This window comes from Allosphingosinicella deserti, from assembly GCF_003012735.1.
Lineage (GTDB): Bacteria > Pseudomonadota > Alphaproteobacteria > Sphingomonadales > Sphingomonadaceae > Allosphingosinicella > Allosphingosinicella deserti.
On record NZ_PXYI01000005.1, the window covers coordinates 410,160 to 424,290 of the forward strand.

General features: G+C 67.2%; 12 protein-coding genes. 5 read left to right on the forward strand and 7 right to left on the reverse strand.

Annotation, left to right across the window (positions count from 1 at the left end; genetic code table 11):
* The first annotated feature begins 132 nt into the window (after positions 1-132).
* Both C7I55_RS17160 and C7I55_RS17165 read left to right on the forward strand, forming a co-directional pair.
* Entirely contained in the window at positions 133-582 is a 450-nt protein-coding gene (locus C7I55_RS17160; RefSeq protein WP_146151053.1) for a hypothetical protein, read from the forward strand.
* Positions 579-1,556 carry a cation diffusion facilitator family transporter gene (locus C7I55_RS17165; RefSeq protein ID WP_106514223.1) on the forward strand — a complete coding sequence of 326 codons (978 nt, stop codon included), beginning with the start codon at positions 579-581 and terminating at the stop codon, positions 1,554-1,556. The genes C7I55_RS17160 and C7I55_RS17165 overlap by 4 nt, the downstream gene beginning before the upstream one ends.
* A gap of 368 nt (positions 1,557-1,924) precedes the next feature.
* Here the strand turns inward: C7I55_RS17165 and C7I55_RS17170 are convergent, their stop codons facing one another.
* The 3 genes from C7I55_RS17170 to C7I55_RS17180 all read right to left on the reverse strand — a co-directional run bounded on the left by C7I55_RS17170 (position 1,925) and on the right by C7I55_RS17180 (position 3,755).
* On the reverse strand, positions 1,925-2,275 hold the full coding sequence (locus C7I55_RS17170; RefSeq protein ID WP_106514224.1) for a hypothetical protein: 351 nt from the start codon (positions 2,273-2,275) through the stop codon (positions 1,925-1,927).
* Between the two features lie 165 nt (positions 2,276-2,440).
* On the reverse strand, positions 2,441-2,926 hold the full coding sequence (locus C7I55_RS17175; protein ID WP_106514225.1) for a hypothetical protein: 486 nt from the start codon (positions 2,924-2,926) through the stop codon (positions 2,441-2,443).
* Between the two features lie 103 nt (positions 2,927-3,029).
* Complete coding sequence (locus C7I55_RS17180) at positions 3,030-3,755, reverse strand: NYN domain-containing protein (protein ID WP_106514226.1); 726 nt, start codon at positions 3,753-3,755, stop codon at positions 3,030-3,032.
* Between the two features lie 309 nt (positions 3,756-4,064).
* On the opposite strand from C7I55_RS17180, the gene C7I55_RS17190 reads away from it, so the two are divergent.
* From C7I55_RS17190 to C7I55_RS28935, 3 genes are all read left to right on the forward strand, one after another.
* On the forward strand, positions 4,065-5,087 hold the full coding sequence (locus C7I55_RS17190) for a hypothetical protein (protein ID WP_106514228.1): 1,023 nt from the start codon (positions 4,065-4,067) through the stop codon (positions 5,085-5,087).
* 2 nt (positions 5,088-5,089) lie between these two features.
* Positions 5,090-5,839: a hypothetical protein gene (locus C7I55_RS17195; RefSeq protein WP_106514229.1), complete on the forward strand. Its 750-nt coding sequence runs from the start codon at positions 5,090-5,092 to the stop codon at positions 5,837-5,839.
* Positions 5,840-5,938: 99 nt separating this feature from the next.
* Positions 5,939-6,286, forward strand: coding sequence for an excalibur calcium-binding domain-containing protein (locus C7I55_RS28935; RefSeq protein ID WP_233222263.1), 348 nt, complete (start codon positions 5,939-5,941; stop codon positions 6,284-6,286).
* A gap of 165 nt (positions 6,287-6,451) precedes the next feature.
* On the opposite strand, the gene C7I55_RS17205 is transcribed toward C7I55_RS28935, so the two are convergent.
* From C7I55_RS17205 to C7I55_RS17220, 4 genes are all read right to left on the reverse strand, one after another.
* Positions 6,452-7,897, reverse strand: a complete 1,446-nt coding sequence (locus C7I55_RS17205; RefSeq protein ID WP_106514230.1) for a sensor histidine kinase — start codon at positions 7,895-7,897, stop codon at positions 6,452-6,454.
* 1,156 nt (positions 7,898-9,053) lie between these two features.
* The gene (locus C7I55_RS17210) at positions 9,054-9,446 is read right to left on the reverse strand and encodes a hypothetical protein (RefSeq protein WP_106514231.1); all 393 of its coding nucleotides are present in this window, start codon (positions 9,444-9,446) and stop codon (positions 9,054-9,056) included.
* A 149-nt stretch (positions 9,447-9,595) separates the two neighbouring features.
* Positions 9,596-10,234: a YceI family protein gene (locus C7I55_RS17215; protein WP_106514232.1), complete on the reverse strand. Its 639-nt coding sequence runs from the start codon at positions 10,232-10,234 to the stop codon at positions 9,596-9,598.
* 193 nt (positions 10,235-10,427) lie between these two features.
* Positions 10,428-13,724, reverse strand: a complete 3,297-nt coding sequence (locus tag C7I55_RS17220) for a DUF3427 domain-containing protein (RefSeq protein ID WP_106514233.1) — start codon at positions 13,722-13,724, stop codon at positions 10,428-10,430.
* Between the last annotated feature and the right edge of the window lie 407 nt (positions 13,725-14,131).

The window sequence follows — 14,131 nt, forward strand, 5'->3', positions numbered from 1 at the left end:
CCGCACGGAGGCGAGCCTCTGAGGTGCGCCCGCGTCCGGGATTCGCGCCTGCGCAGACTTGGGCAAGGTCTCGCCGCCCTGTCGTGGAGCCCGGAAGGAACGCCCGGCAAGGGCAAGCGTTCTGAACCCGTAATGAGAAGGGCCCTAGCTCTCGCTGCCGCGGCTGCCTTGTCGGCTGCAGGCTGCGACTCCATCCCCAAGGATCCGGACGGCACGCTCGACCGAGTCCGCGCCGAGCGGGTGTTCCGGGTCGGGGTGATCGCGCCGCATGCGGGCGCGCATGCAGCCGCCAGCCGCGCCTTTCTCGCTCGCGTGTCGGCGGCGGCCGCGGCGCAGCCGCGGATCGAAACCGGGGCGGCCGAGCCATTGCTCAAGCGGCTGGAGGAAGGCGAGCTCGATCTCGTCATCGGGGCGATGCACGAGAAGAGCCCGTGGGCGACGATGGTCAGTCTGCTGCCGCCGCTCGCCGAGGAGACCACGCCGCACGGCAAGATCCGGCTGCTGCCGATCGCCCGCAATGGCGAGAATGACTGGATCACCCTGCTCCATGGCCAGGCCAAGGTCGCGGGAGTGCCCGAATGAGCCGCGACGGCGAGGTCGAAGAAGGGGGCATCAAGCCGCTGCCGCCGGAGATACGCAGCGACATGGCCCGCGGGCGCCGGCTCGCCTGGTGGACGATCGGCCTGATGACGACGGTGATCGTCGTCATGGGCTTCGCCGCGGGATCGAGCCAGGCGATGCGCACCGCCTGGATCGAGGATCTGCTGAGCCTCATCCCCGCCATCGTGTTCCTCGTCGCCGCCCATTTCGAGCCGAAGGCGCCGACCCGGCTGTTCCCGTTCGGCTATCACCGCGCCAACAGCCTGTCCTTCCTGATCGCCGCGGTCGCGCTCGGGGCGGTCGGGGCCAGCCTGCTGATCGAAAGTGTGATGACCCTGATCAAGCAGGAGCATGCGACGGTCGGTCCGATGACCCTGTTCGGCCACGACATCTGGGCGGGCTGGATGATGGTCGCCGCCCTCGTCTATTCGATCGTGCCGCCGGTGATCCTCGGCCGGCTGAAGCTGCCCGTGGCCACGCGGCTGCAGGACAAGGTGCTGCACACCGACGCGATGATGCAGAAGGCCGACTGGATGACCGGGCTCGCCGGAATCGCCGGAGTGATCGGCCTCGGCCTCGGTTTCTGGTGGGCGGACGCCGCCGCTGCCGCGATCATCTCGCTCTCGATCCTCAACGACGGCATCAAGGCGCTGCGCAGCGCCACCGCCGAGTTGGTCGACGGCGCCCCGCGCGCGCTCGACAAGGACGCGGAAGCCGAGGATGCCGCTTCGCTGCGCCACGAGCTCGAAGCGCGCTATCCGGGCGCGGAGGTGCGGCTGCGCGAGACCGGCCGCTTCATCCATGCCGAAGTGGCGGGGGCGGAGAGGCCGGACCGGGTGGTGGATCTGAAGGCCTTGTGGCCGGGCCCGCCGGAGCGTGCGTGGCGCCTGGCCCAATTGAGCTTCGTCGCGCGCGACGAACGCGGGCCGGGGGCGCCTGGAGACTTCGGCTCCTGAACGGAGCCGCGGGCGCGAGCGTTCGACCTCCAACGAGGCCGCAGCCGTACTACGCCGGTTCGCCCAGTCCACGGATCGGCGACGGATCAGCATCTCCTACGAATGGACCGCGGTCGTAAGATCACGCCGCGCCTCTTCCCCAGAGTCCGGCCTGCGCGGAACGACGCAAGGAGGCGGTCCCGGTGCGGTTGCGGACATGATCTAGTCTGCCGGCGAGTCCCTGCGGCGGCGAGGGAGCAACGGGATCGGGCCTCGCCCAGGGGAGGGACATCTGGCTTCCTCCGCTACTCCGTCGCTTCGCCCGCGCAGGAGAAAGGGAGCGCCGCCCAGGCGACGCTCCCCAAAAGGTCCGATCCGTCTGTCGCGGCTTAGCCGCGGCGTCCGTCCCAATCGCGCCGCTCCAGCTTAAGGCGCTCGTGCAGGCTGTTCACCCGGCTTTCGAGCTGGGCGACCTCGCGCCGGTCGAGGCCGTTGCGGCTGAACTGGTTGTAGGTCCGCTGAAGGCTGATCGCCTGCCGGCGCAGGCCCGTGGCTTCACGCTGCGACACCGTCCGCTTCTGCACGGCGCGCGCGATCTGGCGGTCGAGCTGGTTGATGTCGTTCTGGATCTGCCGCTGGGCACCCGGCTGGGCCCGCCAGGCCGGCGCGGCCGCTGCGGGAGCTGCGGCGCCGGCGACGGCGACGGCGGCGACGAAGAGGGGGATGATGAACGTGCGCATGATGTTGCTCCTTGTGTCCGACGCTCGGTGGCGTGAGACATCAAATGGACCCGGTGTGTCGCGTGGATGTGCCGGTGCGTGCGCGAAATTGTGGCGATTTGTATCAGCCGTTCCGGCGGCGCCTCGACGGGCGAGGCGCGAGAGGGGGGCGGGGGCCTGCCCCGATCAGCATCGCGTGACCACATGATGAGTCAGGATCTGCCCATTGCGGTCGCGGAACGTGACCGCGAGGGAGGCACCCAGCGAGATGAGCAGTCTGAAAAAGGGCGGGTCGCACGCCTGCCGTCGAAGTGTCGTTTCGGTGTTGCTATTCAGTGTGGACAGCCATCCGGCGGTTGTAACCGGCGCGTCTTCGACGAAGGTGTAGCGATACGTAAGGCGGGCACCTTCGGGCTGGACCGTGTCCATTGTAATGGTGTCGTGTTGCTGCGGGAGATCCTGGTTCATCTGCCGCGCCAGTTCGCTCATGACGCAGGAAAGGGCCTTGCGAAGGGCGGGCTTCGGCAAGCGCCGCAGCGCCGTCTGCGAATCCACCACCGCGCCGCATGCGGCAATCATCTGCCTGTGCGATTCCGCATCCGAGGGCATCGCCCCGGCGGCGCTGCCCAAGGCGCACAGGCCGAAAAATCCGATGGCGATCAACCCGCGCATGCCTGCCTCCCGATCCCGCCGCGCCTCCCACCGCGACGCCTCGACTCACGCCCCAGAACATAGAGGGAACATCGTCTTCAGTCAATCGGGGTCGATGCGTCACTCAGCGTTTGACCCGGATGTAGACGCTGCGGCCGGCGTCGCGGCGGACTTCGAACGCGCCGGTTTTCTCAACGAGGTCGCCGAGCTTGGCGTGGCCGAAGGTGCGCGGATCGAAATCGGAGGCGAGCGCCGCGATTCGCTGGCCGACGGCGCCGAGGGTCACCCAGCCGTCCTCGCCTTCCAGCTGGGCGACCGCGCGCTTGATCAGCGGCAGCGCCAGCGCCGGGCGGCGGGTAACCGCGTCGGCGCGGGCGTCGGCGGGCTCGTCTGGCTTGGGCGCTTCGGGCAGGAGATTCTCGGTGTAGATGAAGCGCTTGCACGCCTGGCGGAAGCTTTCCGGAGTCTTCTGCTCGCCGAAGCCGTAGACGTCGACGCCCTGCTCGCGGATGCGCGAGGCCAGGCGGGTGAAATCGCTGTCCGACGAGACCAGGCAGAAGCCGTCGAAGCGGCCGGAGTGGAGCAGGTCCATCGCATCGATGACGAGCGCGATGTCGGACGAATTCTTCCCCGTCGTGTTGGCCGGGCTCAGTTGCGGCTGGATGGCGTGGGCGGCGAGGATCTCGACCCAGGATTTGAGCCGGGTGCCGGTGAAATCGCCGTAGATGCGCCGGACGCTCGCCTCACCGATCTTGGCGATCTCCTCGAACAGCCCGCGGGCGATGCGGGGCGAGGCATTGTCGGCGTCGATCAGGACGGCGAGGCGGGGGGCGCGGGGTTCGGAAGCCATGATCCTGTCATGCCCCGTGCGCGGCGGGCGGGCTAGTCGGTTCTTGCTCAGGATCGCCTTCGGCGTCGCGGAGCACGGGCCTGGCGCGCGCGCGCCCGTCATCCGGCCGCAGCAGTGCCGCGACCCGTCGACGGTGCCCCTGCGGTTCGTCTCTCCTGCGCCACGATTCACCGGAATGGCCGCCCGGGTCGCGCGCATCCTGCAACAGAGCTGTGCTTAGCGGTGGCCGCATGGGATCGCGCCGACCTCCACCGGCGCGCGCCGTCGCGGCCCATGCAGAGCGGCCTATGCAAAAAAGGGGAACAAGCTTTGGTTGATCGTCTGGAGCAATATCGTCGGCAGGTGATCGACGCGGTCGATGCGTGGCAGGGCTATGTCTGCAATCCCTACATCGTCGCCTATAACGAGGCCTACAAGAACTACACCGATGCCTTCAACCGGCAGAAGGAGACCGACAAGAAGCGGGCCGAGATGTTCGTCTCGATCGCCTCGCTGCTGCCCGGATCGGTGCTGATGGCGACCGCCGCCAATTCATCGCTGCGGGTGCTCGCCAACAAGGTCGCGCTGCAGGGCCTCGCGCGCGCCAACCTCAAGCTGGCGCTCGGCGCCTATCAGGCGATCGGCGCCAGCCCGACCGCCGCGTTCGCGGTCGGCAAGGTGCTGGACATCGTCAAGGGCGAGGCCGGCAACGCGATCAAGGATCTCGTCACCAAGGCGATGCAGAACAGCCACGACACGCTGGCGAGCGATCCGCTGAGCCGCGACAAGCAGCTGGAAAGCTGGCTGATCACCCACCGCCTGTGCGCGACCGACGCGGCCGAGGCGATCGAGAACGACCGCCGGCTCGGCGAGCGCGAGAAGCAGCAGGCGTTCGCCGCGCTGAAGGCGGCGCCGATCGCGCAGCGGCCGCACGGATCGATCGTGCCCAAGACGCTGTCGCCGAAGATCGAGCTCGGCTTCTACATGATGGCTTTGCTCGACTCGGACGAGCTCGTCACCCAGACCGGCGGCGGCAGCCCCTATGGCGGCGGGCGGACGACGAGCAAGCCGATCGACGAGATGCCGAGTTCGCCCAATTATCCGCGCGCCAAGATCTCGACCGCGGTCGGCGGCACGTCGAGCTGGGTCGGAATCTCGCGCCCCGGCGCCGATGTCGAGAAGCGCATCGACGAGTGCAGCACCCTGGTGTTCAAGAAGCCCTTCTACGGGCCGTCCGGCTGGTTCGGGAAGCCGGACACGCGCAAGATGGAGGAGCTGCACGAGGCCGAGCGCACGCTGCGCAAGCTGGCCGATTCGACCCGGCCGCTCAGCCCGCTGGGCCTCAAGAGTTGAGCATGGGCGCCGAGCCCGCACGTGCGGCGCGGCCGCGCGGGGCCAGGCTGTCGAGGGGCGGGCTGTCGGGGGCAGGGCGCTCGCGGGGCGGCGGGCGCTCGGGGGCAAAGCTCTCGGGTGCCGCGCTGGCCGGCGCCGGGCTGCTGGCGATGCTGGCGGCGTGCGACGGCAGCCGGGCGCAGACGTCGGGCCTTGCCGATCTGCGCGCCCAGATCGACGGAAGCCGGGTGTGCGCGCTGCTGATCGGGCCGCAATGGCCGATTGAGGGGAGCGCCGCGATGCTCGCCCAGCCCGGCGTCGACGCGCTGGTCGCGGCCGGGCTGGTCCGGCGCGACCCGGTGAACGACCGCGCCAACGTGACGCCGCAGGCCCGGATAGCGGTGACTCCGCTCGGCGAGCGGGATCTGCGTCTGTTCCGGCTCAGCGCCGACAGCCCGCCGGCGCCCCAGCTCTGCCTCGGCAAGAAGCAGGTCACCGCGATCGAGCGCAACGGCGACGGGCCGGTGCGCTACCGCTACCGGATCGTCGAGGCGCCCGACTGGACCCGCCGCCCCGACATCCGCGCCGCCTATCCGTTCGTCGCGCGCCTGCTCGATCGCGAGCAGCGGGCCGAGCTCGGCGTGATCGAGAAAGACGGCCGTCTGGAGGTGCCCGGCGGGATCGATCAGGCGAACGTCGCCGAGATCGGCAATACCGGCTTCTACCCCTGCCCCTATGAAGGTGCCGGGCCGGACGACGATCCCTGCCGCTGAGCGTGGGGGGCGGATGACCGGCGGGAGCAGCCGTCGGGGCTGAGCGGTGTCGTGCCTCTCGGCAACGCGAAATTTACCCGCGGCTCGTACCGTGGCCTGATGAGCTTCAGAAAGCCATTCCGCGCCCAGCCTGTACGGCTCGGCCCGCACCTTTGTGCCCAACGGCGCAGGGGTACGCAGCTGTTCGCGGCCAAGGTGCTCGGCGCGGCCGCAGTGGCGGGCTTGCTGATCGGTGCGATGTCCGTGCCGACGGTGCGGGCGCAGGTCGGCAAGGTGCCTGCGGCGCTCGGCCTTGCACGCGCAAGAGCACCGCAGACCGGCGATCACTGGCAGGGCTGCAACCATGCCCGCGCCGCCGGTACCGCGCCGATCTATGCGGGCGAGCCCGGCTATCGCGAGGGCATGGACGGTGACGGTGATGGCATCGCCTGTGAGCCGGTTCCCTAGGGGAAGATCGTCGGGGGCGGGACCCGCCTGAAGCGTTACTCTTCGCGGGCGACCATCTGATCAAGATGATTTCTCGCAATCGGCAGAAGCGCAGGAGCGCCTCCAGCTGAGGCGATCGCGTGCGGTGTCGAGCCGTGCCTTGCCCGATGCCTCTCAGCGCCCCGGCTACGGCCCTCCCGGCAGCCGGACATAGAAGGTTGCGCCTCGGAGGAGGTTGCTTTCGGCCCAGAGCTTGCCGCCATGGCCTTCGACGATGGTGCGGGCGATGCCGAGGCCGAGGCCGAGGCCCTTGGTGCCGGAGGACAGGCCGGCGAGGGGATCGTCCCAGGTCTTGCCGGGAAAGCCGGGGCCGTTGTCGGAGATGATCAGGGTGATCGTTCCGTTCTGCGGTGCCGGCGACTTGATCGTCATCCGCGCCTGCTGGGTGGTGGCGAGCGCCTGCCAGCCGTTGCGCAGGATGTTGACCAGCACCTGCTCGAACTGGACGGGATCGGCGAGAATGGTGCGCTCGCCGGCGGCGAAGCCGATCCGCATCTCGGGCTCGCGCAGCGCGCCGTCCATGCGCAGCAAAGCGAGGCAGCGGTCGACGCTGGCGCGGACGTCGATCGCCTCGCGCTCGACCGCGCCGGCGCTGGCGAGCAGCCGCGCCTTGCGGATGATCTCGCCGGATCGGCCGAGCTGCTCCTCGATCCGCTCGACGAATTCGCGATTGGCTTCGTCCTCGGACAGGGTCCTCTTCAGCACGAACGCATAATTGCGCGCGGCGGTGAGCGGCTGGTTGAGCTCGTGGGCGAGGGTCGCGGCGACCGCGTTCATCCCCGCCAGCCGGCCGGCGCGATCGAGATTGCCGCGCAGGCTGGTGATCCTCTTGTCCTCCTCGCTGCGCACCGCCCGCGCGGCGACGAGCGCGAGGAGCAGCAGCAGCAGGGCGCCGGCGGCGACGGTGGCCGCGGCGTCGATCGCGCCGGGCCCGGAGCGGTGCGCGCCCTCCAAGGCAAAATAGGCCGGAGCAGAGGGGGGCGGAGATGCCCCGCGCGCGGCCCCGAGCGCGGCCACACACGCGGCGCACAGGGCGGCACCCACGAACAGCGCACCGCCGGCCCGCGCCGGCAGCGCGCGCCGGGCGCCGACGAACCACAAGCACGTCCACGCCGCCGCCGCCGCGATCGCCAGGGAGAGAAGGAGGCCGAGCCAGGCCTCGCCGCCGCTTGCTGTGCCCGTCGTTACGGTTGCGAGGGCCGGAAGGTTGATCGCCCAGAGGCCGGCCGTCATCGCCGCGGCGGCGAGCGTCGCGCGCGCACCGTCGAGCGGCTGCCGCCGCGCCAGCAGCATCGCGGCGGCGGTGCCGGTCAGCGCCAGCAGCGCCGGCAGCACGCTGCTCCACAGCGGCGCGTCGGCGACGGCCGTCGGGCCAGCGAAGCCCAGCGCGACGAGGCGGTGGGCGACGATGACGGCGGCGGAGAAGGCGGCGGCCGCGGCCAGCAGCAGGATCGTCCGCGCGCGGCCGACATAGGCGCGGACTTCGTCCAGCATGTCGAGCGCCAGCCACGCCCCCGTCGAGGCCGCGGCGAAGGCAAGGAGGAGGGTGGAGGGGATCGGAGAGCCGGACATGGATGCGCCGACAAGGCGTAGCCGACCCCGGCGGCCGCGCACAATCGGTTGTTTGGTGAAACGCGGGACGGTGCGCGGCCTGGATCCCCCTCTGTTTCAACAGGCTGCGGCGCGAGCGGCCGAGGGGGCCGTCCCGGCGATCTTCCTTGCGCGGCTGTGGGACGCTTGTGTCATGTCGCAGGCGCTTGGTGCGGTGAGACGCGCCGGCGCCCTTGGCCTCTCTGCTCTCCGTGGATGGGCGCCACCTAAGAATCAGCCGGGGCTGATCCCGGCGCCTCATCGTTGGAGAGAGGGGCGAGCGAGGTCTTCGGGGGATCGGATCAGCTCCGCCGCGCCTCGGAGGCCACTCAGCTCCGTCAGCGCCATGCTCTTCACCTAGGCAGCATTTCCACAGGAAGCCTGTCCTGAGCTTCGCCGAAGGGGCACGACGGGCCGCAAAGCCACTAAGGGGAAGAAACAGCGATCGGGTCGGTTCGCCTGCGATTTACAGGCTGTTTACAGGCGGCGGAGGGTGTTTGACGGCGATCTCCCTTCCGTCGGCCCGGTGCAAACCGGGATCTCATGCGAGCCGCCACGGGCGGTCTCAGTAAAGAAGGAAGGCTTGATCACGCGAAGCCGCAAAGACGCGAAGACGCTAAGAGTTTGTGGAGGCGATTGGATGCGGGGCCGGTCCGAAGCCGCCGCACCTTCGGGATGCGCCGGCTTTCGCGGAGACCTGTGCCCCTTCGCGGCTTTGCGGCTTCGCGTGCCAAACCCTTTGCTTGCGGCGCCGGGACAGAGGCAGCCGGATCGGGGCTGCGCCCGCCTGCGATTTACAGGCTGTTTACAGGCACCGGGTGTGTTCGACCGTGATCCGACACGGTCGTCTCCGTCTCGGCGAACGTGATCTCGCGCCCGGCGGGGTCGCGGTGTGCGCACCTGTTTTGCAGGAAATTTACAGGCTGTTTACAGGCGCGCGCCCGAAGGTCGCCCGCACCCACCACAGTGTGGACTTGACCGGCACCGGCGGCCGCGCGGCGAGAGTGCCGGCGCGACCGCCTGCTCAGCCGTTGCTGGTTCACGAGATCAAAGAGCGTGACGCACAGGCGCGGCACCCGAGCTCCGCGAGCAGGGAACATAGCAGGAACACGGTTGCAGGTCAAGAACGCGAAGAGGCTCAGGCCGGGGTAAGCGGATCGAAGCCGCGGAGGACGAGCGCGCCGTCGGCATCGAGGAAGACGCGGCCGCGGCGCGCGTTGCCGAGCGCGTCGGCCGGATAGCCGGGGAAGGGTCCTGGCATCGCCTGGTAGTCCGTACCGATGCAGGGCAGGGGAATCGCGATCTGTTGTCCCGGCCGATAGCGGCTGCCGCGTTCGACCGCGCTGATCCGGCCGCGCAGGGTGCAGGATGCGGTAGCGAAGGCGCCGCGGGGACGATCGACAGCGGCGACATCGACGACGACCACCGATGCCGCCGCGTCGCGGGCGCGCTCGTAGACCTGAGGCGGAAGCTCGGCCGCAGCAGGCGCGGCGAGCGCGAGCAGGGCGAGCGCGAGACGGGTACGGATCATCCGCCAAGGCTAATCCAGCCCACCCGTTTTGGGTATCTCTCTTTGGCGTCATGTGGGCTCCCATCGAAGTACCACTTCGATGGGTTGGTCAAAGTACCACTTCAATGGGTTCGTCTTGGGCCCCCATCAAAGTACCACTTTGATGGGATTTAAGTTGCCGGGTTGAACTCGCCGCTGATCTTGAGCGCGACCTCGTCGCCGAGGGCGGGCAGATAGGCGTTGATGCCGAAGTCGCTGCGCTTGATCGTGCCTTCGGCGGAGAAGCCGGCGACCGGCACCTTGGCGACATTCCGGCCGGCGCCGTTGAAGGTGACGGCGAGTTCGACCGGCCTGGTGACGCCGTGCAGGGTGAGGTTGCCGATGACATGGGCGCTCTTCGCGCCGGTGCGGTGGACCGCGGTCGAGACGAAGCGGGCCTGCGGGAATTTGGCGGTCTCGAAGAAGTCGGCGCTGTTCAGATGCGCGTCGAGCTTGGCATCGTTGGTGCTGAGCGAGGTCGCGTCGATCGTCGCCTCGAGCTTGCTGTTGGCCGGATTGGCGACGTCGAGCTTCAGCTGCGCATCGAAGCGGGTGAATTCGCCATAGTAGGTCGAGAAGCCGAAATGCGAGATCCCCCAGACGATCTTGGCGTGGCTCTTGTCGAGCTTGTAGTCGCCCGAGGCAACGGCCGGCGCGGCCGCGGCCTGGGCCACCGCCGGCTGAGCGGCGCTGGCGTTGACCGCCTGGCCGGCGGCGGTGATGCCGAGCACGGACGAGGCGAGGACGAGGGCGAGACTGGTGCGGCGCATGGGCGTTCCTTTGTGGGTGCCGCGTGGCTGCGCGGCGTTGTTGCTTTGCGGCGGGATCTAGGGCCGGCGGAGCGGTGCGGGAAGCGGCGGAGACGGAACCTTGGTGTTGCGGATCTTGCAACGGGGGCGTGTGCGGCGCGATGAGTCTCGCGAAGTCCGACGGGCGGCTGGGCGAAGCCCGCCGCACCGTGATCTATGGCACCCGCAAGGTGCGCCTTAGGTGGCCGGGTACGGCATTCCTCAAAGCCCAATCTACCGTGATCGGTGCTTCACCTTCCCACCGTTCAAAATCGACCTCGCCGCAGTAAACGAACGGGGTCGCCTTCGTGCCGCGTTTCTTCGCAGGGCGGACGAACAGGTGGATTGCGTAACCTAGGACCGCTTGGCGAATGATCTGGCCGTGCTTCGATTGCTGCTCGGTTCGATTCTGGCTTTGCCATCGGAACCGATCGGCGCTTATGAACCCGTCGTCATATTGGTGATCGTCCTGTAGACCCGATTTGTCGAGCGTGACGAGGAGGAATGCGTTCGTACCCTGCAAGACGAAGCCTTGGTTCCACGAGCCGGTATTGAACGGGAGCCCGAACAAAGGCGGGATCTCCTCGCGCATATACTCGCGCCAGAGCACCGCGGCGTTCGCGGCAGGCCGGTTCGGAGCCGTCTTGGAAGAGGCAACAAGCGCCTCTTGCTCGCCCTCGTTCGTGGCTGCTCCTCGAGCAAGATATTCTGCAAGGCGCCAGTCAATTACCTCGTCGATCATGGCGCCAAGCGCGACCTGGAGCGCCGGCGCCTCGGGCGCGCTGGTGCGGAAGGTGCCTCCATCGTAGCTGAAATAAGATTTGCCCGCCGCCGAGCGGCTTTTCACCCAGGCTTTTACGGGGTGCTGTTCAAGCAGGCGGCGGACCGCGCGGTCGTCACTCAACCGCGCGCTCACGTCTGCGCGAAACGCAGGATGGTGCTGGGCGAGCTCGGTAAAGCGCTGTTGAAGTCGGTCGATCGACAGTAGCCCAGGTAGCTTTCCCTCTTGCCGCAGCGCTTGAAGCACAAGCATTTTGTAGCTTCGCGTCATGGGTGTGGTAGCGATCAGATCGAGCAAGTCGCCATAGATGGTGAGAGCTTGATCCTCTTCGGGCTTCAGACCGCCCTGGTCCCTGACGAATCGAAACCAGCTGCCGTGGCCGGTCGATCGCGGATTGAAGCCGGCATGCAGGACATCGATCGCGGTGGGTCTCGCCTCGAAGCGTAGCTCGAAGTCTTGGTAGAAGCTCTCAATCGCATCCCCTCTGCTGGTGGGGCGGAGCAAGTTGCGCAAGATGTCGAGCGCTTCCAGATCGTATGTTACCTCACAGCCTGGCGGTAAGCTGATTTTGCCACGCGTGATCGCCTCCAATTGGAGCGCAAGCGCGCGGTCGCCGGGACTGCACTGTAGGAGCGTACGTGCCTTGGTGAGAAAGATCCGGTGATTGCCGATGTAGTCGATCACGCGGAGCCGGTCTTTGCCTTCCGATCGGCGCAACCCACGCCCGAATTGCTGCATCCAGATCACCGAGGATTCCGTCGGGCGCAGCATCATGATCGTGTCGACGTTGGGGACGTCGACCCCTTCGTTGAACATGTCAACGGCGCAGACGACGTCGAGTTCGCCGGCCTCCAAAGCCTCGAGCGAGCTGGCTCGCGGCGCCGAACGCGCGCCGGAGTGAACGGCTACCGCACGCAGCCCCTGCTCCACGAAGAAAGATGCCATGAAGTCTGCATGACGCTGCGACACGCAGAATGCGATCGTGCGGCTACCTCCGAGCTTGCGGTATTGTTCCAGCGCATTCTGGGCCCGTGCCTGAGTAGCGGCGGCTTGGGTGAGCGCCTCTTCGTCGAACCGCGTTCCGCGCCAGGGGATCTGCGCATAATCTATGTCGTCTGGCACGCCAAAGTAGCTGAAGGGCGAGAGCAGCTCTGCTTCAATGCCTTCGAACGCATCGCATTGGAATACCAGATTTTCCTGGCACAGGCCGAGGAGATCTGCGCCGTCCATCCGGTCCGGGGTCGCGGTGAGACCAAGAAGAAATTTCGGTGAGAAGTGGTCGATCAACTTTCGATAGGTAGCCGCGGCCGCGTGATGGAACTCGTCGACAACGACATAGTCGAAATGCTCGGGCCGGAAATTCCTCAGATGCGTGACGCGGCCGAGCGTCTGGATGGACGCAAACAGCACATCGGCGTTGGTGTCCTTCTGGTCACCGTTGTAGCGGCCCAGTCGTGCTTTCGGGCGACATCTCCGGAAGGTTTCCATCGCCTGATTGAGGATCTCCTCGCGGTGAGCGACGAACAAGATCCGCCGGAACTCAGGCCTATTCGAGTCAAAGGCGCTAAGCCACGTCTTCCCCAGCCCGGTGGCCAGCACGACCATGCCGGCCGAATAGCCAGCGCGACGCGTCTCCTCCAACGCCGCCAATGCTCGCTGCTGGATTGGGTGAGGCTGCGGCGCTACGAGATACGGCTCGGCGATCTCGGCAACACCCATATTTGACGGCAAGGCAGGCTGGCGTCGCGCCTCGTAGCGGTCGATCCAATCGTGGGTGAGAGGTCGCACTTCCGGCTTCGCCAGCAGCATCTCGAATCCAGTGAGGATCGTCTCCCAATCCCCGCCCTGATCCGGAGCGTGGGTTCGCAAGTTCCACTCCACTCCCGTTCTGAGCGCGGTTTCGGAGAGGTTCGAACTCCCGACCAATGCAACGCCGGATTGATCTTGCATGTGGAAGATCCAGGACTTCGGATGAAACCCTGTCGCCTTCGTCTCGAACACGGAGAGGTGAACGTCCCCCTCCAAATCCATCAGCCGCCGCAGGGCGTCGGGGTCGGTTGCGTCAAGATAGTCGCCGGTGACGAGGCGCAGGCGCCCGCTTCGATCGAGCAATTCCTGCAGATGAGGCCTCAGTAGACGCACGCCACTTTCGAGGACAAAGGCGACGGCAACGTCGACCGCTTGCGCGTTGTCGATGTGCGGTAGCAAATGGCGGATGAGCGCATCGTCAGCGCCGGTGATCAGAGCTCTCGCATGGGGAGTATCAAAAATCGGTGCGGCCGCAGACCTTGGGGCAGCATCAACCGCTTCTAGCTCAGGCGTCGGAGTGACCTGGGCGCGAAGATAGTTGCCCTTCTCCGGAATGACGTGACGGACTCCGCCACGGGGATCCTCCATGTCGCCATGGACGCGCGGAATGACATGGAGGTGGAAATGCGGCACCGTCTGGCCACCGGCTAAGCCCTCGTTGAAGCCGACGTTGAAGCCGTCGCAACTGTGCTTGCCGCGAATGATCTCCTGCGCTTTCACGATGGCGCCGACGACCGCCTGCTGCTCTGTGGCGTGGAGTTCCGACCAGGTGGCGACGTGCCTGTGCGGCACGATGAGCAGGTGGCCTGGAGCAACAGGAAAGCCGTCCCACAACCCCTTCGCCAAGGGCTCGAGAAAGGCGATCCGCTCCTCGGCGGGCAAGCAGAATGGGCAGATCTCGCTCAGCGAGGATACCGGTTGACGTTAATCATCGGGTTGAACCTAGAGCACGATTGTGCCGCGAGGGAAGTCAGCATCTGCGGCCCGGACCACCGGATGAAGCTCGCGAACTTTGCAAACGGTGTTAGGCTCGGTTCCAGAAGCCCAGCGAAGTGACGTGCCGTGGCGATAAGAATGGAGGAGCATCCATCGTGGCGTTCGGCGTTTTCATCCACCGATCGGACTCGATCTACGACGACACGCCCGCCGAGCGTTACCAATTCCCCCGCCAGTATCTCAGCCGGGTGCAGGCGAGCGAGGGCGACTGGATCGTCTATTACGAGCCACGCAAGGTGGCGGGTACGCGCGGCTATTTCGCTGTCGCCAACGTCGAGCGGATCATCCCTGAC

What these genes read in the sequence shown, in the direction of transcription:
- C7I55_RS17160 (WP_146151053.1), top strand. Translation starts at nt 133, where the DNA reads ATGAGAAGGGCCCTAGCTCTCGCTGCCGCGGCTGCCTTGTCGGCTGCA.
- C7I55_RS17165 (WP_106514223.1), top strand. Translation starts at nt 579, where the DNA reads ATGAGCCGCGACGGCGAGGTCGAAGAAGGGGGCATCAAGCCGCTGCCG.
- C7I55_RS17170 (WP_106514224.1), bottom strand. Translation starts at nt 2,275, where the DNA reads ATGCGCACGTTCATCATCCCCCTCTTCGTCGCCGCCGTCGCCGTCGCC.
- C7I55_RS17175 (WP_106514225.1), bottom strand. Translation starts at nt 2,926, where the DNA reads ATGCGCGGGTTGATCGCCATCGGATTTTTCGGCCTGTGCGCCTTGGGC.
- C7I55_RS17180 (WP_106514226.1), bottom strand. Translation starts at nt 3,755, where the DNA reads ATGGCTTCCGAACCCCGCGCCCCCCGCCTCGCCGTCCTGATCGACGCC.
- C7I55_RS17195 (WP_106514229.1), top strand. Translation starts at nt 5,090, where the DNA reads ATGGGCGCCGAGCCCGCACGTGCGGCGCGGCCGCGCGGGGCCAGGCTG.
- C7I55_RS28935 (WP_233222263.1), top strand. Translation starts at nt 5,939, where the DNA reads ATGAGCTTCAGAAAGCCATTCCGCGCCCAGCCTGTACGGCTCGGCCCG.
- C7I55_RS17205 (WP_106514230.1), bottom strand. Translation starts at nt 7,897, where the DNA reads ATGTCCGGCTCTCCGATCCCCTCCACCCTCCTCCTTGCCTTCGCCGCG.
- C7I55_RS17210 (WP_106514231.1), bottom strand. Translation starts at nt 9,446, where the DNA reads ATGATCCGTACCCGTCTCGCGCTCGCCCTGCTCGCGCTCGCCGCGCCT.
- C7I55_RS17215 (WP_106514232.1), bottom strand. Translation starts at nt 10,234, where the DNA reads ATGCGCCGCACCAGTCTCGCCCTCGTCCTCGCCTCGTCCGTGCTCGGC.